The organism is Vibrio ostreae, assembly GCF_019226825.1.
Taxonomy (GTDB): domain Bacteria; phylum Pseudomonadota; class Gammaproteobacteria; order Enterobacterales; family Vibrionaceae; genus Vibrio; species Vibrio ostreae.
Genome location: NZ_CP076642.1, coordinates 490,400 through 506,710 on the forward strand (window position 1 = coordinate 490,400; position 16,311 = coordinate 506,710).

17 protein-coding genes and 1 pseudogene are annotated in these 16,311 nt (G+C 49.0%); 10 read left to right on the forward strand and 8 right to left on the reverse strand.

Annotation, left to right across the window (positions count from 1 at the left end):
- Positions 1-118: 118 nt before the first annotated feature.
- Positions 119-769 (reverse strand): OmpA family protein, encoded by a 651-nt coding sequence (locus KNV97_RS02180; protein ID WP_218562013.1) that lies wholly within the window; start codon positions 767-769, stop codon positions 119-121.
- A gap of 236 nt (positions 770-1,005) precedes the next feature.
- Between KNV97_RS02180 and KNV97_RS02185 the strand changes: the two genes are divergently transcribed.
- Entirely contained in the window at positions 1,006-1,479 is a 474-nt protein-coding gene (locus tag KNV97_RS02185) for an FKBP-type peptidyl-prolyl cis-trans isomerase (RefSeq protein WP_218562014.1), read from the forward strand.
- Positions 1,480-1,602: 123 nt separating this feature from the next.
- On the opposite strand, the gene KNV97_RS02190 is transcribed toward KNV97_RS02185, so the two are convergent.
- Positions 1,603-2,199 (reverse strand): beta-phosphoglucomutase family hydrolase, encoded by a 597-nt coding sequence (locus KNV97_RS02190; protein ID WP_218562015.1) that lies wholly within the window; start codon positions 2,197-2,199, stop codon positions 1,603-1,605.
- Between the two features lie 113 nt (positions 2,200-2,312).
- Here KNV97_RS02190 and KNV97_RS02195 point away from each other — a divergent pair.
- A pseudogene (locus KNV97_RS02195) lies at positions 2,313-2,408 on the forward strand (methyl-accepting chemotaxis protein); the annotation flags it as partial.
- 150 nt (positions 2,409-2,558) lie between these two features.
- Here KNV97_RS02195 and KNV97_RS02200 read toward each other — a convergent pair.
- Positions 2,559-3,089: a GNAT family N-acetyltransferase gene (locus tag KNV97_RS02200; RefSeq protein WP_136487696.1), complete on the reverse strand. Its 531-nt coding sequence runs from the start codon at positions 3,087-3,089 to the stop codon at positions 2,559-2,561.
- A gap of 162 nt (positions 3,090-3,251) precedes the next feature.
- On the opposite strand from KNV97_RS02200, the gene KNV97_RS02205 reads away from it, so the two are divergent.
- Together KNV97_RS02205 and KNV97_RS02210 are read left to right on the forward strand one after the other, a co-directional pair.
- The gene (locus KNV97_RS02205) at positions 3,252-4,373 is read left to right on the forward strand and encodes an acyl-CoA desaturase (protein WP_136487695.1); all 1,122 of its coding nucleotides are present in this window, start codon (positions 3,252-3,254) and stop codon (positions 4,371-4,373) included.
- A gap of 307 nt (positions 4,374-4,680) precedes the next feature.
- Positions 4,681-5,208, forward strand: a complete 528-nt coding sequence (locus tag KNV97_RS02210; RefSeq protein WP_218562016.1) for an RNA methyltransferase — start codon at positions 4,681-4,683, stop codon at positions 5,206-5,208.
- A 163-nt stretch (positions 5,209-5,371) separates the two neighbouring features.
- Here the strand turns inward: KNV97_RS02210 and KNV97_RS02215 are convergent, their stop codons facing one another.
- Together KNV97_RS02215 and narQ are read right to left on the reverse strand one after the other, a co-directional pair.
- Positions 5,372-6,004, reverse strand: coding sequence for a response regulator (locus KNV97_RS02215; RefSeq protein ID WP_136487702.1), 633 nt, complete (start codon positions 6,002-6,004; stop codon positions 5,372-5,374).
- Positions 5,991-7,715, reverse strand: coding sequence for a nitrate/nitrite two-component system sensor histidine kinase NarQ (narQ, locus tag KNV97_RS02220; RefSeq protein WP_218562017.1), 1,725 nt, complete (start codon positions 7,713-7,715; stop codon positions 5,991-5,993). Before narQ ends, KNV97_RS02215 begins: the two co-directional genes overlap by 14 nt.
- A gap of 255 nt (positions 7,716-7,970) precedes the next feature.
- Between narQ and napF the strand changes: the two genes are divergently transcribed.
- The 6 genes from napF to KNV97_RS02250 all read left to right on the forward strand — a co-directional run bounded on the left by napF (position 7,971) and on the right by KNV97_RS02250 (position 12,580).
- On the forward strand, positions 7,971-8,453 hold the full coding sequence (napF, locus tag KNV97_RS02225; protein WP_136487701.1) for a ferredoxin-type protein NapF: 483 nt from the start codon (positions 7,971-7,973) through the stop codon (positions 8,451-8,453).
- A gap of 15 nt (positions 8,454-8,468) precedes the next feature.
- Positions 8,469-8,789, forward strand: coding sequence for a chaperone NapD (locus KNV97_RS02230; RefSeq protein WP_136487692.1), 321 nt, complete (start codon positions 8,469-8,471; stop codon positions 8,787-8,789).
- Complete coding sequence (gene napA / locus KNV97_RS02235) at positions 8,786-11,284, forward strand: periplasmic nitrate reductase subunit alpha (RefSeq protein WP_136487691.1); 2,499 nt, start codon at positions 8,786-8,788, stop codon at positions 11,282-11,284. Before KNV97_RS02230 ends, napA begins: the two co-directional genes overlap by 4 nt.
- An 86-nt stretch (positions 11,285-11,370) precedes the next feature.
- Positions 11,371-11,826, forward strand: coding sequence for a nitrate reductase cytochrome c-type subunit (locus tag KNV97_RS02240; protein WP_136487690.1), 456 nt, complete (start codon positions 11,371-11,373; stop codon positions 11,824-11,826).
- Between the two features lie 31 nt (positions 11,827-11,857).
- On the forward strand, positions 11,858-12,433 hold the full coding sequence (locus KNV97_RS02245) for a NapC/NirT family cytochrome c (RefSeq protein WP_136487689.1): 576 nt from the start codon (positions 11,858-11,860) through the stop codon (positions 12,431-12,433).
- A 12-nt stretch (positions 12,434-12,445) separates the two neighbouring features.
- Positions 12,446-12,580 carry a TIGR02808 family protein gene (locus KNV97_RS02250; RefSeq protein ID WP_218562018.1) on the forward strand — a complete coding sequence of 45 codons (135 nt, stop codon included), beginning with the start codon at positions 12,446-12,448 and terminating at the stop codon, positions 12,578-12,580.
- A 232-nt stretch (positions 12,581-12,812) separates the two neighbouring features.
- Here the strand turns inward: KNV97_RS02250 and KNV97_RS02255 are convergent, their stop codons facing one another.
- From KNV97_RS02255 to KNV97_RS02265, 3 genes are all read right to left on the reverse strand, one after another.
- On the reverse strand, positions 12,813-14,591 hold the full coding sequence (locus KNV97_RS02255; protein ID WP_218562019.1) for a class I poly(R)-hydroxyalkanoic acid synthase: 1,779 nt from the start codon (positions 14,589-14,591) through the stop codon (positions 12,813-12,815).
- Positions 14,592-14,647: 56 nt separating this feature from the next.
- Complete coding sequence (locus tag KNV97_RS02260) at positions 14,648-14,995, reverse strand: phasin family protein (protein WP_136487686.1); 348 nt, start codon at positions 14,993-14,995, stop codon at positions 14,648-14,650.
- A 103-nt stretch (positions 14,996-15,098) separates the two neighbouring features.
- Positions 15,099-16,307: an acetyl-CoA C-acetyltransferase gene (locus tag KNV97_RS02265; RefSeq protein WP_218562020.1), complete on the reverse strand. Its 1,209-nt coding sequence runs from the start codon at positions 16,305-16,307 to the stop codon at positions 15,099-15,101.
- Positions 16,308-16,311: the final 4 nt, after the last annotated feature.

Below are 16,311 nucleotides of genomic sequence, written 5' to 3' on the forward strand. Positions count from 1 at the left end.
TACTCAATAAACCTCAGTTGCGTGAGTATAATCAACAACTCCACACAAGTAGTAACAAAGCATGTGCTTAAAGTCGCAACCACATCCAACTCGTCTTGCAACTCGCACGCAAACTAAATCAATTATTTGAGACGATAAGAAGTAACTCTACCCGGCGGTTACACGCCCGACCCTGAGTCGTGCTGTTGGTGCACGCTGGGATAGATTCACCATAACCGCGGGTAAAAATCGCATTGCGTGCGACATTATTTCTGACCAGAGTATCTTTGACCGATTGAGCGCGTCTGACCGATAAACCATCATTCAGCGTGGTTGTGCCGGTATTATCGGTATGTCCCTCAATAACGATATCGATACCGCGTTCACGAGACAAAAACTGGCTCATAATATTGAGCCAGTACGCAGAGTCTGAAGAAAGCTGCGCCGAACCGGTGGCAAACTGCATGGTATGTTTAAGCTTGACCATAATATGGTTGCCCGGCATCACTTCATAATCGATACCATTTTGCATTAAAAACTGCTCAAGTGAGCTGTAGCCGGAGGCAGAAGCCTGCCTCTGCGGCCTCTGAATCGGTGTCGCAACCGCTGGAACCGCCACAGATACCGGAGCAGGCTGAGGTGCATGACCCCACTCAGGGTAACGCACGTCTTGATCACTTTGCGGAGCCGTATCCAACATATTAGTATCCAACATCCCGATTGGATTATCGAGAGACAGGGAACTACATCCAGTCAGTAGCAATAATGTAAATAACGCAATAACCCTCATGAATCTCTCATCCATTTGTTGAAACGACTCTTTTATTATCGGCAGCCACACAAAAACTTTATGCAAAATTGGTAACAAATCCTGATTTCCTGGTTTGCCTCATCCGGTGAACCCGCTAGAATCAGCCTATCTTTATCAAGGCTTGGTTTTGTATAGCAAATATCCGATGAGCATTCTGATTACGCAGCAAAACCAGATTTGGTCGTATAACCTGACGTAAACTGAGTATTGAGACTATGTATAAAATTATTTTGCCTGTGGTTGTGTTTGTACTGGCGGGTCTGTTCATCTATCGCAGTTGGAATAACCACAAAGCGGCGGAACAGAATATCGAGCAGGGTCAGGAATTTATGACAGAAAACGCCAACAAACCAGGCGTCATTACCACCCACAGTGGCTTACAATACGAAGTATTAAAACCAGGTATCGGCACTGAGCACCCGAAAGCGAACAGCCGGGTGAAAGTTCACTATGAAGGACGTCTGCTGGACGGCACTGTGTTTGACAGCTCTTATCAGCGCAACGAGCCAATCGTGTTTGGGCTGAATCAGGTCATCAAAGGCTGGCAGGAAGGTGTGCAGCTGATGACTGAAGGTGAGAAAGTGCGCCTGTATGTACCGGCCAACCTGGGGTACGGTAAAAATGGCGCAGGCCCGATTCCACCGTCGGCAACCTTAATTTTTGAAGTCGAACTGCTGGCAATTCAGTAATCGCTGCTCAATCCCTTTGATGTGGGAAAGCAAAATCATAAGGGCGGCCGAATGGCCGCTCTTTCTGTTTATCGTACGTTCCAGTAACAACACAAATCGCGGCGATAAATAACCATGCACGCATTACTGCGGTAACGGATGAAATTGCAGGCCCTGCTCTGTCACCATAATACAGTCCATACCACCGGCATGTGCTGCCTGCTTACCTAAATGGGTATCTTCAAACACCACGCATTCACTAGGTTGCAGGCCAATCAGTTCACAGGCGCGCAAAAAGGTTTCCGGATGCGGTTTATGATTTTTAACTTCAGTGGCAGTCACTACGGCATCGAGTTTGTCCAGCACTCCAACCCGGTTCAGCAACTTCTCGGCACTGATACGCTGGCTGCCGGTACCAATCGCGATTTTTTTACTGCCCAGATAATCCTGAAATACCGCGTAAGTATCTGCGATTAATGCGCCACTGTCGTCAATCTCAGCAAACGCCCGCATCTTGTGTTCAGCAACCGCCATCGGCTCCAGCGCAAGACCAAATTTTCGGTTGATTTCACCCACGATTTTATAACTTGGCATCCCGCCCATACTGTGCAGCCAATCCCCGTCAAAAGGAAAGTCAAAAAATTCAGCGGTCGTGCGCCAAGCTTCAATATGGGCAGGCATGGTATCAATCAAGGTGCCATCCATATCAAAGATCAGCCCTTTATAACGTTCTAAGTTCATGAAAACTCCATCTCACATGACAGTGATTCGTGTGTGGTTGCTTCAATTGTTACATTTAGCCATTCTATTGCTTATTGCAGGTGATGCAAATGGCATCTAAACTCGCGCGCTACTTACGCTCCGCGCAGCAAGTACTAAGTGAAGTGGACAGCGTATCGCAGCAGGCCAAACAGATGGACGACGCGGTGTCTGAATTTCAGACTCGCTGAGCGTTACGGCTGAATGGATAGAGCGAGTACCCGTTAAGCGGCACCAGAGGCTTGCAACAAAGACAGTCGCAACAAAAAAGGGCCAGTCGGCCCTTTCGTCTTTTAGCTTTGAGAATCTGTACACTTTGACCTGATGCCACACGAGCGCGGTTAGTTAACCGCCTGCATCAGCGCCTGTGGCGTTTTCCAGCTGTAGATCCACTCCGGCAGATCGCTCCCCCCCGGTGCATGCCACATTTTTTCAGCCAGACGTTCACCACCAATATGGTCATAGAAATCAATCGCGGGTTGATTTTGCTCCGCCACTTCCAGATATACCCCCTGCTCCGGGAAATATTTCTCCAGCCATTGTGCCATCTCTTTAATCAGCACTGAGCCCAAGCCGCGACCTTTGTAATCCGGGTCAACATGCAAAGATTCGATATTGGTGCCTTTTTCAAAGTCGTGATTACCAAATGCACAGATAAATCCGCACAGTAATCCAGCCTCTTCAATCAACAAAATATGCTGATTAAAAGGCGGGTTCGTCAATCGAGCCTGCCAGATAAGGCGGCGATCATCCAACACTTCATTATCCAGGTATTCTTGTTCCAGAATACCTGCATAGTTAATTTGCCAACTACGAGCATGCAAAACTGCAATGCGTTCAAAATCGCTATATTCTGCTACTTTGATTTCCATTTACTAGTCCTTATTACTTCCTGTAATGGGTTTTCACCCCCTTCATACTATGCATTTAGCGCAGAAAAGCAAAACATTCTGGTCACATTTCATTTAATGCTATTTGACATAACAGAGTTCGCTGATATTCTAGCGCACACTTGTAAGCTTAAGGGTCTGTAAATGACTAATAAACCGCCTCTGATTTGGCTAAATATAACAATATTTTCAGTGAGCTTTATTCTGGCGACGGTCGTTGCGCCCTGGTATGGCTGGCAATTTGGTTACGGCGCGGAACACTGGATCTGGCTGGTGGTCTGTTTTTCGTTCTGCAACCTGTCGATCACCACTGGCTATCATCGCCTGTGGTCTCACAAAGCATTTGAGGCTCACTGGCTGGTGCGCCTGATTTGCGCGCTGGGCGGTGCATTCGCGTTGCAAAACAGTGCTCTGCACTGGGCGTCCGATCACCGGGTACACCACAAGTTTGTCGATCAGAACGATAAAGACCCCTATTCCGCTAAACGCGGATTCTGGTTTTCACATATCGGGTGGATGCTGCGCAGCTACAATGCCGCAACCTATGACGATTACAGCAACTGCCGTGATCTGCAGAAAGATGGTATTGCGATGTGGCAACACAAATACTACGTTGCGCTCGCCATTCTCATGAACCTTGGTGTGCCGATTCTGCTTGGCCTTATCTATAACGATGTGTGGGGCATGTTGCTGATGATTGGCGCGGTGCGTTTAGTGCTCAACCATCACACCACCTTTTTTATTAATTCACTGGCGCATATCTGGGGTAAACAGCCTTTTACTGACCGTAATACAGCGCGCGATAATGGTATTCTTGCCTTCTTTACCTTTGGTGAGGGCTATCATAACTATCACCATATTTTTGAAAATGACTACCGTAACGGTATTTACTGGTGGCAATACGACCCGACCAAGTGGATTATCCGCTTGTGTGCCTGGCTGGGTCTGGCCACTAAACTGCGCACCGCACCTGCGATCAAAATTGAGAAAGCACGTGCCCAAATGAGCCTGAAGTACGCAACCAGTAAAGTGACTCAGCTACCCAATCAGCATGCGATTGTGGAGACGATTCAGCGTGAGTTCGACGCTTTTATAACCGAGTTACATAACTACTACGATGTCAAAAAGCAGCTACTGGAAAGCAAAAAGAATTCAGCAGCGCAGCGCTACGAGCTCTCTGTACTTAAAGCTCGCTATCAGCAAGTCAAAGCAGAGTTGCTGGAAAAACGTAACCGCTGGCATCAGGTGGTTGCTCAATACGCATAACCATCTGTATTTACATAGTTAAGACAAAGGGCGCAGCAATGCGCCCTTTGTTGTTCAATCAACCGATTATTTGGTGAGTAACAGACCTCAGTTGACAGATGCTTTACCCGGCTCGGCGTAAGCTGACACAAGCGTCAAACGATGTACTTAACACCAGACTAAGATGGGATTAAAACGTACGCCTATCGTCAATATTGTTGCAAACTTCTCACTCGACAAACCCACATCGAAACAGTAAAGCTTAACCACCTTGAGCTCTTTGGCCTGTGGTCATATACTTGCGCCTCGCCTGTTACTGAGAGAAATCATGACCACCCAATCCACCGTCATTATTGGCCTGAACAATCCGAAAAGTCCGACCAACGTAGGCGCCGTGATGCGTGCAGCCGGCTGTTACCAGGCTTCCCAGGTACGCTTTAACGGCACCCGTTACAGCCGCGCAGCCAAATTTCAGACCGATACTCACAATGCACGCCAGCATATTGAACTGACAGAGATGCAAGATCTCACCGCCAACCTGGCTGATGATGTCAAAATTGTCTGTGTTGAACTGGCTTTGGGCGCAACGGCGTTACCGAACTTTATCCATCCGGAAAAAGCCATGTATCTGTTTGGCCCGGAAGATGGTTCGCTGCCACAGGAACTGGTTGATAAAGCCGACCATGTTGTCTATGTTCCAACCGTTGGTTGTATGAACCTGGCGGCAACGGTCAACGTGCTGCTTTATGACCGTCTGGCTAAGTCAAGCCTGGTGATTGATCACGAGCAGCAGGTACTGGCCAACCGTGATAACAAAAATCGTCTCGAAGTCAAACAGACATCACCCGCGGATTAACGATTACTATTCAGTCACGATTTCTGTGCAGCCACGATTTCTATGCAGTCACGAACACTACTGGATATTATCGATACATCCCTCAATTAGCATCCTACCTAAACAAATCACAGGGCGTCATTCGCCAGTCACCCTGTGGTGATCTGCAACTTCCGTCCGGGTATCAGCCAATATCGCCAAAGCGCTCCAGATAAAGCACTGTCGCCGCAGTGCGGGATGGCACGTGCAGTTTTTTGAGCAGGCTCTTCATGTGCACTTTTACCGTCGATTCTGAAATAAACAGACGATCGGCAATCTGCTTATTGCGGTAACCTTTCGCGACTTCACCCAGGATCTGCGCTTCACGTTCAGTCAGCGAATCAAACACATCTTGCTGATCTTTGCGCTCCAGCAAGTATCTGGCGACGACGTCACTATAAGCCTTGTTACCCCCAATCGCCTCTTTGAGCAAGGCGATCAACTCATCTGGTTCCGTATCTTTCAGCAGATAACCATCGGCACCGGCGCGCACTATGGCTTCGATATCCGCAGCGCTGTCGGATACAGTGAGTATCACAATCGTGGCGCCGGAGCCATCAGCGCGCAGCGCTTTGAGAGTATCCAAACCGGATAATCCCTTCATATTCAGATCGAGCAGAATCATGTCCGGATCAAACTCATGAGCCAGAGCAATCGCTTCGTTACCATTGCAGGCTTCCGTCACGACTTCGAACTCATCTTCCAGGCTCAATAACTGATTGATCCCGCGCCGCATCAAAGGATGATCATCCACCAGCATTATTCTACATTTCGTCATCATGTGTATCCCTTGATCTCATATATGTCAGTGTTACTTTGCATCCGCGTTCAGGCGAAGCTTCCACGCGCAATTCGCCATTCAGACGACCAGCTCTTTCCTGCATAATACTCATCCCGTAATGGTTGAGTTTAGCTTCTTGCTGATCAAACCCTACGCCGTCATCTTCGATGGTAACCACCACTTCATTGTCCTGTTCGTTACAATCGATGTTAATTTGCGTTGCGTCCGCATGTTTTATCGCATTCATGGTCGCTTCACGGATGAGTTGCATCAAGTGAACCTGCTGATGTGCCTCCAGCCCCATGGATGACAAATTGTTATTAAGCGTTATCCGCGCCGGTGTCTGATCCGCCAGTTGGTCCAGCATATCCACCAGCGCCTGACCAAAGTTTGCTTCCCTAATCGTTAGGCGGAACGTGGTCAGCAATTCACGCAGCTGGGTATATGCGCCGGACAATCCCTGGTCGATATCGCCGATGATATCGTTAGTTTGTGAGCTGTACGGGTTCTGCTCCAGTTTAGCCATCACCCGTTTCAGCAGCGAGACCTGAATTTTCAGATAAGACAAAGACTGCGCCAAAGAATCATGCAGCTCTCGCGCGATCGTCGCCCGCTCTTCCATCAGCAGCAGCTGCTCGGCCTGTTTCTGAGCCCGGTTGTAATACACTGCCCGGGCCAGCATCAGCGCGAAGTTTTCGATCAGTGCCTGGTCCGGGCAAGGTAATCCTGCTTCCCAGTACAGATGACCCAGCGACTGACCCGCCAAAATCAACTCGCGACTATTGGCATTTTCACCACAAATTTGTCCTTCCTGCAGCATCAGAGGCTTGCTAGCCTCCTGCTCAATCTCGATCTTAACGCCATTTACCCCCTGGATGCTGACCATATGACGCAGAATCGCCTGGTAGTTGTCCTGGGTAATCCGCGCTGCCGTCAACTGCTGGGCCGAGTTATACAGGACCTCCAACGACTGATTGGCTCGTTGCAGCTTATGGGTTTTCTCATTCACGGCCTGTTCCAGACCACGATACAGCTTACCCAACTCCCCCGCCATCACATTGAATGTAGCGGAAAGAATACCCAGCTCGTTAGGGCTGTTGGTATCGAGCTGTACCTCAAAGGCGCGATTCTGCACTTGTTCACTGGCGATAACCAGAGCACGTAACGGGCGCACGACTTCTTTGCGGATGTAACGCACAACAAACAGTGAGATCAACAATACGCCGCCCAAGCCCAGCCCGCCAACCCAAGCCAGATTAATCAGCTTCTGTTCAGAAAATCGTTGTAATTTAAGGACAAATCCGTCGATACGGCGGACAAAGTCTTCGACCTGGTGGAGATATTCTTGCTTATTATCTCCGGTTAGCTGCGCTTTAAGTATCTGCCAGCGCATGATCAATGCTTCGTAATCCTGGGCGATATTCTCCGGAACATTCCAGTTACGTACCGCCTGCATTGACGGTGCATTCAGTGACTGCTCGAACGCAGCGATATGTTGCATGTAACTGGCTGACTCGCTCTGAATATCGTAAGCAAGGCGATAACTCTGCATCCGCATTGAGCCTGAAACATTTACCGCTTCCGCGTCATTAAGCGATGAAGCCAGGGTGATAATTGCAAACCCGGTGATCAGAACTGAAAGCAGTACGATCAGCAACATCGATTTCGCAATCGTACTAGTGACCGATTTCTCAACTTGTATCGCCAAAAATATCTCCCTGACGTGCTGTTTTTTACTCTGCCGTTGCACGGCTATTCCTGCGCAAAATGGAATGCGCTGCAAATATGTGATGATACGCGCCTGAATTTATTGATCTAAAACAAGCCTACTCCGCTTTACCCCCTTAGGGGTATTTATACCACTATGCCAAAAACTACAATTTGCGTATGGATAATTGAAGTTTATCAACTGAAATTGTGAGCCATACTCAATTGATAACCTTTAAAACATTGGGTAATTCGCGTGGTGGACTTCTCTAAACGAAGACTCTTTACTCGTCAATTAGTTGATAGTGATGCAATTCGCCTGCCATGGATTATCAGTGCAGAAGTCTTGACCGATCTTTGTACTCGCTGCGGTCAGTGTCTTACAGCATGTGAAATGAACATCATCGTTCATGGTGACGGCGGATTTCCGAGCGTCGATTTTGCTCTGGATGAGTGCACCTTTTGCTACCAATGTGCAGAAGTCTGCCCTGCACCCATTTTTCTGCCCCAGTCTGAATCGCCCTGGCAGGCCACAGCATCCATAAGCCAACGCTGCCTGGCAACCCAGAACGTCGAGTGCCGCAGTTGCGGTGACAGTTGCGATGTGATGGCGATTCATTTTCATCTGGCAGCAGGAAAAGTGGCTCAGCCTGTAATCAACACTGATGAATGTAATGGCTGCGGTGCTTGTGTGTCAGTTTGCCCGACCGACGCTATCAAAGTTACCCGTATTGAATAACGATAAGAGATCATTATGTCGCTGAATGAAGTGCATATTTCAAGTTTGGTGGTACATACCCACCCGCAACATCTCGCGAGCGTCAAGACTGCGATCGAGCAGTTCGATAACGCCGAAATCTACGGGGACAGCCCGGAAGGTAAAATTGTGGTGGTTCTCGAGACCGAAAATCAGGGTTTCGTGACCGATACCATTGATGCCATCAATAATTTACCGAATGTGCTCAGCGCAGTACTGGTCTACCACCAGATCGAAACGGATCTGGACGCACTGGATCAGAGTTCATTCACGACCGAATCAGAACAACCACAATCCCAATTTGAGGGTGACGTATGAAAATGACAAGACGCGCGTTTGTAAAAGCAAACGCAGCTGCTTCTGCTGCTGCAGTGGCAGGTATTACACTGCCAGCGACTGCCACCAATCTGATCGCCAGTTCAGACCAAACTAAGATCACCTGGGACAAAGCGCCTTGTCGTTTTTGCGGAACCGGTTGCTCGGTCCTGGTCGGGACTCAGAATGGCCGTATCGTGGCGACTCAGGGAGATCCGGAAGCACCGGTTAATAAAGGGCTTAACTGTATCAAAGGCTACTTCCTGTCGAAAATCATGTATGGCAAAGATCGCCTGACACAACCGTTACTGCGCATGAAAGACGGCGAATACAGTAAAGACGGTGACTTTATGCCAGTGTCCTGGGATCAGGCATTTGACGTTATGGCTGAAAAATGGAAAGCCTCGCTGAAAGCGAAAGGACCAACCAGCGTAGGCATGTTTGGCTCCGGCCAATGGACCGTTATGGAAGGCTACGCTGCGGCCAAAATGATGAAAGCCGGTTTCCGCTCAAATAACATCGACCCCAACGCCCGCCACTGTATGGCTTCGGCTGTAGGCGGCTTTATGCGTACTTTCGGCATCGATGAACCAATGGGCTGCTACGATGACTTTGAAAATGCAGACGTGTTTGTGCTGTGGGGTTCTAACATGGCTGAGATGCACCCGGTTCTCTGGACCCGCATTACTGATCGTCGCCTCAGTCATCCGCATGTGAAAGTGAACGTACTATCGACTTATTACCATCGTTCGTTTGAACTGGCCGATCACGGCTATATATTCCATCCGCAGTCTGATCTCGCCATTGCCAACTTCATTGCCAACTACATCATTCAAAATGATGCGGTGAACTGGGATTTCGTCAACAAACACACTCACTTCAAACAAGCCACCACGGACATCGGCTATGGCTTGCGTGATAATCACCCGCTGCAACAAAAGGCGAAGAACGCTAACTCAGGCGCGATGAGTGATATCAGTTTCGAACAATACAAACAGTCCGTGGCCGAATACAGCGCTGAGAAAGCCTCTGAGATGTCTGGCGTCAGCGTCGAAAAACTGATCATGCTGGCGAAACAATATGCTGACCCTGACACCAAAGTGATGTCTCTCTGGACCATGGGCATGAACCAGCATACCCGGGGGGTTTGGATGCAAAGTCTGGTCTACAACCTGCACTTACTGACCGGTAAAATTTCAACTCCGGGTAACAGCCCGTTTTCACTGACCGGACAACCTTCAGCCTGTGGTACCGCTCGTGAAGTAGGCACGTTTTCCCATCGCCTGCCGGCGGACATGGTGGTTGCCAATCCGCAACACCGTGCCATCGCGGAAAAAATCTGGAAGCTACCGGAAGGAACCATACCGCCAAAACCTGGTTTTCATGCCGTTTTGCAGGATCGCATGCTCAATGACGGGGTACTTAACTGTTACTGGGTACAGTGCAATAACAACATGCAAGCAGGCCCGAATATCAATAGTGAACGCCTGCCTGGCTACCGTAATCCGGATAACTTTATAGTGGTTTCAGACCCTTATCCGACAGTAACTGCTCAGGCCGCGGATCTGATTTTGCCAACAGCGATGTGGGTAGAAAAAGAAGGGGCATACGGCAACGCAGAACGCCGTACTCAGGCTTGGTACCAACAGGTCTCTACCGTCGGTGAAGCCAAATCAGATCTGTGGCAGGTAATGGAATTTTCCAAACGCTTCAAGATGGAAGAGATCTGGCCGCAAGAGTTGCTGGCTCAAGCCCCAGAATACCGTGGTAAAACCATGTATGACATGTTATTCCGCAATGGTCAGGTCGACAAATTCGCTATCGAAGAAGCCCGCGAACTCAATGACGACGCACACCATTTCGGCTTTTATGTTCAGAAAGGCCTGTTTGAAGAGTATGCCACTTTTGGTCGCGGCCACGGCCATGATTTAGCACCGTACGATGTCTATCATCAGGTACGTGGTCTGCGTTGGCCGGTTGTTGACGGAAAAGAAACATTATGGCGCTTCAAAGAAGGCTCTGACCCTTATGCCAAACCAGGCAGCGGCTGGGATTTCTACGGTAAACCGGATGGTAAAGCGCTGATCATTTCAGCACCGTACGAAGCACCACCTGAAGTACCGGATGCCGAATTTGACTTATGGCTGTGTACAGGCCGAGTGCTGGAGCACTGGCACACCGGTACCATGACCCGCCGGGTACCCGAGCTGTACAAAGCATTTCCGGATGCTGTCTGTTTTATGCACCATGAAGATGCCAAAGCACGTGGTCTGCGCCGTGGTGACGAAGTTGTGATCAGCAATAAACGCGGTGAAGTACGTGCCAGAGTTGAAACTCGTGGCCGCAATAAACCGCCGCAGGGTTTGGTATTTGTCCCTTTCTTCGATGCACGTATTCTGATCAACAAACTGATCCTGGATGCAACGGACCCGCTGTCCAAACAGACAGACTTTAAAAAATGTCCGGTTAAGATCACCAAAGTGGCCTCAACCCAGTAAGACAGGCATAAGCCATCAACAGAATATGCCGGGCTGCACTCTCGCAGCCCGCTCAAAGACTCAAGCCATTGGGCGGAGAATGTAAGATGAAGAAACTACTCATGGTACTCATGACACTCTGTACGCTGATTGCAGGTATAGCACAGGCAGAACTGGATAATCCGGGTGGTGTTGGCGGACTGGAGTCATTGCGTGGCAGTACTCTCCTGGAAGATACTCGTGCCGCAGATAATATGAAAAAGTACCCGCGTGAACATACTCTGGAGAGTGATTATGTTTATCAGCCGCCGCTGATCCCACATAACATTCGTAACTATGAAGTCTCGCTGAACGCCAACAAATGCCTGGCGTGCCATAGCTGGAAAAACGCCAAGGAAATGGGCGCAACCAAAATCAGTGTAACTCACTTTGTTAACCGTGAAGATGCTGTCCTGGCAGATGTGTCGCCACGACGTTACTTCTGCCTGCAATGCCATGTACCTCAGGCTGATGCAAAACCTTTGGTAGAAAACAAGTTTGAAAGCGTCGACTCACTCCGCTAACCAAACCTGGTATTAATTTGAGAGGCAATGTATGAAATTACTCAAAGCGTTTTGGCAACGGTTAAAAAGCCCGAGCAAAGCCGCGGTTGGCGTGGTGCTGTTTATGGGCTTTGCCGGTGGTCTTCTGTTCTGGGGGGCATTCAATACCGGTATGGAAGCGACGAACTCAGAAGCTTTCTGCTCCGGATGCCATGCCCCTATCGTGGCTGAAATCCAGGAAACCATACACTATTCTAACCGTTCCGGCGTGCGCGCTATCTGTTCGGACTGTCACGTACCACATGAATGGACGGATAAGATAGTACGTAAAGTCCAGGCATCAAAAGAACTGTTTGCCCACTTTGTCGGCACCATAGATACACCGGAAAAATTCCAGGCCCGGCGGGCTCACCTGGCGGAACGGGAATGGGCGCGGCTGAAAAAGAACGATTCGCTGGAATGCCGTAACTGCCATCAGTTTGAATATATGGATTTTTCCGAGCAAAGCGAGCGCAGTGCTCTGCAGCACTCGACCGCACTGGCTTCAGGAGAAAAAACCTGTGTCGATTGCCACAAAGGCATAGCGCATAACCTGCCGGATATGCATGGCGTTGAAGGTTGGCAGTAAGGAGTACAACCCATGAGTACATTAGAATCTGTTATCTGGCATGTCCTGGGCTATAGCGCCATGCCGGTCATTATTCTGGGTGGCTTTGCGGCCGTCGCAGTGGTATGTGTGTGGTTACTGTCGCTAACCAAAGACAAAGACACGTAACGACACGCACTCCTGACTTTGCACAGGAGAAACACGCAATCAAAAAAACCGGGGAGCAAAAACGGGTGACTTTGCGCTTCCTCGGAAATACAAAATCGGCGTATTGCGCCGGTTTTTTGCATTCGGGCAATCATGCAGGAAAAGTCAGCGATTGCCGTCTCAGCCAGGCTCATCCGCCAGTTGAAAAAAAGCGCCATGATGGTGAGTCATGGCGCTTAACAGATAAGAAAATTTATTCAGCATCAACAACCGGCAGTACCTGTTTAACGTACTGTCCAGGTGCCACGTCGATAACCGGATACTCATCGTTACCCATTGCATACGGCGCGACTTTCTCTTTGTTGCTGAACGTTTGCAGCCACGCATCCCAGTGTTTCCACCATGAGCCTTCGGTACGCTGTGCACTTTCCAGCCACTCTTCAGCGGTTTCTTCCAGTGTATCGTTAGTCCAGAAGCCATATTTGTTTTTGTCCGGATGATTAACAATACCGGCAATATGACCTGACTCACCCAGCACAAACACCTTATTGCCACCCGTTTTTAACGCGCCGCGATAAGTTCCCTGCCAAAGAGCAATGTGGTCCTCTTTTGCCGAGATAAAGTAGCTCGGGATCTTGATTTTATCTAAATCAATCCACACGCCACCAACTTTCACGCCTTTGTCCTGTACCAGTTTGTTCTCCAGATACAGTTCACGCAGCATAAAGTTGTGCGTTGAAGCTGCAACGTTGGTGCTGTCGCTGTTCCAGTACAGTAAGTCGAAATCGACCGGACTGCTGCCTTTTAGGTAATTGTCGACATAGTAATTCCAGTACAGGCTGTTCTCACGCAACAGGCTGAAGGTCACACTGAGTGAACGACCGTCCATATAACCTTTGGCGTTGTTTTGCATTTCAATGGCACTGATGATGGTGTCATTGATGTATGCGCCCACTTCGCCAGGTTGCGAGAAATCAAGCAAGGTCGTGAAAAAGCTCGCTGATTTGATACGCTTTTTCATGCGCTTCGCTGCATAGTACGCAATAGTTGTCGCCAGAACCGTACCACCAATACAGTACCCCACTGCATTAATTTGTTCCTGGCCAGTGATAGATTCAACCGCAGTCACGGCTTTCACTACCCCATCCAACACATAGTTTTCGAAGTTCACATCGGCCTGAGCCTGACCCGGGTTACGCCAGGACATCATAAACACAGTATGTCCCTGTTCAACCAGCCAACGCACCAGTGAGTTCTTCTCACGCAGGTCAAGAATGTAATACTTGTTGATGAAAGGCGGTACGATCAGCAACGGCGTCGAGTTGACCGTTTCTGTCATCGGTTTGTATTGAATCAGCTCGAACAGATCATTTTTAAAAACCACGTCACCCGGCGTATTGGCGATGTCTTGACCGACTCGGAACGCATTGTTGTTGGTCATGCGAATTTTAAGAATATCGGCACTGGACTCAACGTCTTCCTTCAGCAGCTCCATTCCCTTCAGCAGGTTCTCGCCATTCTGTTCGATGGTCAGCTTCAGCAGCTCTGGGTTAGTCGCAATGAAATTACTCGGAGACAAGGCATTAATTGACTGGCGAGCAAAAAACAGGATGCGTTCCTTGGTCTTCTCATCCAGCCCGTCCACCGAGTTGATCGTGTCCAGATAATTTTTACTGTAAAGCAGGTAAGATTGCTTAATAAAGCTGAAAAATGGGTCCGTTTTCCAGGTTTCGTCCGCGAAGCGCTTATCGCCCTGCTCGCTTTCTACCACCTGTTTTTGGTTACCTTCCAAAACAACGTTCTGCCAGATTTTCAGCTGCTGCTCCCACCACTCAGTTTGCAATTGCAAAACCGCCGCAGGTTGATGCGCTGCTTTCTCAAACAGCTGCGCCGTGTCATCCCAGTTGACTTCCTGCAACGCTTTATTAAGAGGGGTATTCATGACCTCCTTGTTGACTTCGAAATCCCGCCACCAGCGATGGTTGGCCTCCTGCAGTTTCACAAGGTAGTCTGTAAAGGCATGTTGAAACATAAACTTACTCCTTAAAACAGAAAAAACGCCGCCCGTAGGCGGCGCAAAGCACAGTGTTACGCAGGAGTCACTGACTTAAGATTTTCTGAAGCAAGTTTGTCGATGTCTTCTTTAAATTCTTTGGCAACTGACTGCAGCTTGGTGCTGTCGTCCATCATTTGTTGAGACAGTTTAGTCAGCACACCCAATTGTTGAGAGCTGAACGCTGTCATAGATGCCACGTCTTTAACATCGCTGGCTGCTTTCATTTGCGCCAGACCCAGCTCGCTGTAAGTGCGAATTGAGTTCAGTTGCAGTTCAGTCAGAACTTCAACGTTTTTAGCAACCAGTTTGTTGAACTTCACATAAGGTTCTAATGTTTTTTCAGTTTGATCCGTGAAAGTTTTGAAAAAATCCGTATACATATTGTATCTCCTAGTGAATGAAATAAATTCTCAATTTGCTCTAAAACTTTTGCACTGCCTTTCAAACCGCCGAGTTCTCCAAGATAAATCCTTATCTGAGGAGTTACTTAGCTGCTTTAATAACCACTGCAGTTCCCATGCCACCACCGACACACAGTGAGGCCACGCCGTAATCCTGACCACGACGCTTAAGTTCATGAATCAATGTAACCATAATACGGTTACCAGAGGCGCCCAGAGGATGCCCCAGAGCGATAGCGCCGCCATTCACGTTAGCCTTATCGAGAATCGACTCTGGCGTGACGTTATGTTCAGCACATAATCCGTGCACAACGCCCAATGCTTGTGCAGCGAACGCTTCGTTGAGCTCAAACAATTCAACCTGATCAATGTCAAGTTCCGCTTTTTCCAGTGCCTGCGTGACCGCGTTCACCGGCCCCAGGCCCATGACACTCGGGTCAATACCGGTTTGTGCATATCCGATGATTTCCGCCAAAGGCGTTAAACCATAAGCTTCAACGGCGGACTGAGAAGCGACGATGATGGCACTGGCACCATCGTTAATACCGGAAGCATTGCCCGCTGTAACCGTCCCTTCCTTGTTAAAGGCCGGACGGAGTGATTGCAGACGCTCCAGAGTCGTTCCCGATTTGGGATATTCATCAACAGAGAAGGTCACCGTTTCGCGGCGCTGCTTCACTTCAATCGGTACAATTTCGTCTGTGAATTTACCGGCTTCAATCGCAGCAACCGCTTTCTGCTGACTACTCAGGGCAAAACTGTCCTGCTCTTCACGGGATAACTCAAACTGAGCCGCAATATTCTCGGCCGTTACACCCATGTGGTATTGATTAAATACATCGGTCAGGCCGTCGGCGATGAGCAGATCTTTCATTTCAAAGTTGCCCATTTTATTGCCGTCACGCAGCGAACTCGGAGAGGCGAAAGGAATTTGCGACATCACTTCTACGCCGGCTGCCACAACCACTGAGGCATCTCCGGCACGAATGTGGGCCACGGCATCCATCACCGCTTTCATACCACTACCACACACCATGTTAACGCCATACGCAGGTACTGATTCGGGAATACCCGCATATAATGCCGCCTGACGACCGACCCCCATGCCCTGACCGGCACTGATTACGTTACCCATAATCACTTCGTCTACCTGAGCCGGGTCCACGTTGCCTGCCAGCAAAGCACCTTTCACTACTTCTGCCGCCAGTTTACCGGCCGGAACGTCTTTCAATGAGCCGCCAAAAGCGCCAATCGGGCTACGTTTAGCCGCAACAATAAATACTTTTTCCATCCTG

What these genes read in the sequence shown, in the direction of transcription:
- KNV97_RS02180 (WP_218562013.1), bottom strand. Translation starts at nt 769, where the DNA reads ATGAGGGTTATTGCGTTATTTACATTATTGCTACTGACTGGATGTAGT.
- KNV97_RS02185 (WP_218562014.1), top strand. Translation starts at nt 1,006, where the DNA reads ATGTATAAAATTATTTTGCCTGTGGTTGTGTTTGTACTGGCGGGTCTG.
- KNV97_RS02190 (WP_218562015.1), bottom strand. Translation starts at nt 2,199, where the DNA reads ATGAACTTAGAACGTTATAAAGGGCTGATCTTTGATATGGATGGCACC.
- KNV97_RS02200 (WP_136487696.1), bottom strand. Translation starts at nt 3,089, where the DNA reads ATGGAAATCAAAGTAGCAGAATATAGCGATTTTGAACGCATTGCAGTT.
- KNV97_RS02205 (WP_136487695.1), top strand. Translation starts at nt 3,252, where the DNA reads ATGACTAATAAACCGCCTCTGATTTGGCTAAATATAACAATATTTTCA.
- KNV97_RS02210 (WP_218562016.1), top strand. Translation starts at nt 4,681, where the DNA reads ATGACCACCCAATCCACCGTCATTATTGGCCTGAACAATCCGAAAAGT.
- KNV97_RS02215 (WP_136487702.1), bottom strand. Translation starts at nt 6,004, where the DNA reads ATGACGAAATGTAGAATAATGCTGGTGGATGATCATCCTTTGATGCGG.
- KNV97_RS02230 (WP_136487692.1), top strand. Translation starts at nt 8,469, where the DNA reads ATGTCGCTGAATGAAGTGCATATTTCAAGTTTGGTGGTACATACCCAC.
- napA (WP_136487691.1), top strand. Translation starts at nt 8,786, where the DNA reads ATGAAAATGACAAGACGCGCGTTTGTAAAAGCAAACGCAGCTGCTTCT.
- KNV97_RS02240 (WP_136487690.1), top strand. Translation starts at nt 11,371, where the DNA reads ATGAAGAAACTACTCATGGTACTCATGACACTCTGTACGCTGATTGCA.
- KNV97_RS02245 (WP_136487689.1), top strand. Translation starts at nt 11,858, where the DNA reads ATGAAATTACTCAAAGCGTTTTGGCAACGGTTAAAAAGCCCGAGCAAA.
- KNV97_RS02250 (WP_218562018.1), top strand. Translation starts at nt 12,446, where the DNA reads ATGAGTACATTAGAATCTGTTATCTGGCATGTCCTGGGCTATAGCGCC.
- KNV97_RS02255 (WP_218562019.1), bottom strand. Translation starts at nt 14,591, where the DNA reads ATGTTTCAACATGCCTTTACAGACTACCTTGTGAAACTGCAGGAGGCC.
- KNV97_RS02260 (WP_136487686.1), bottom strand. Translation starts at nt 14,995, where the DNA reads ATGTATACGGATTTTTTCAAAACTTTCACGGATCAAACTGAAAAAACA.
- KNV97_RS02265 (WP_218562020.1), bottom strand. Translation starts at nt 16,307, where the DNA reads ATGGAAAAAGTATTTATTGTTGCGGCTAAACGTAGCCCGATTGGCGCT.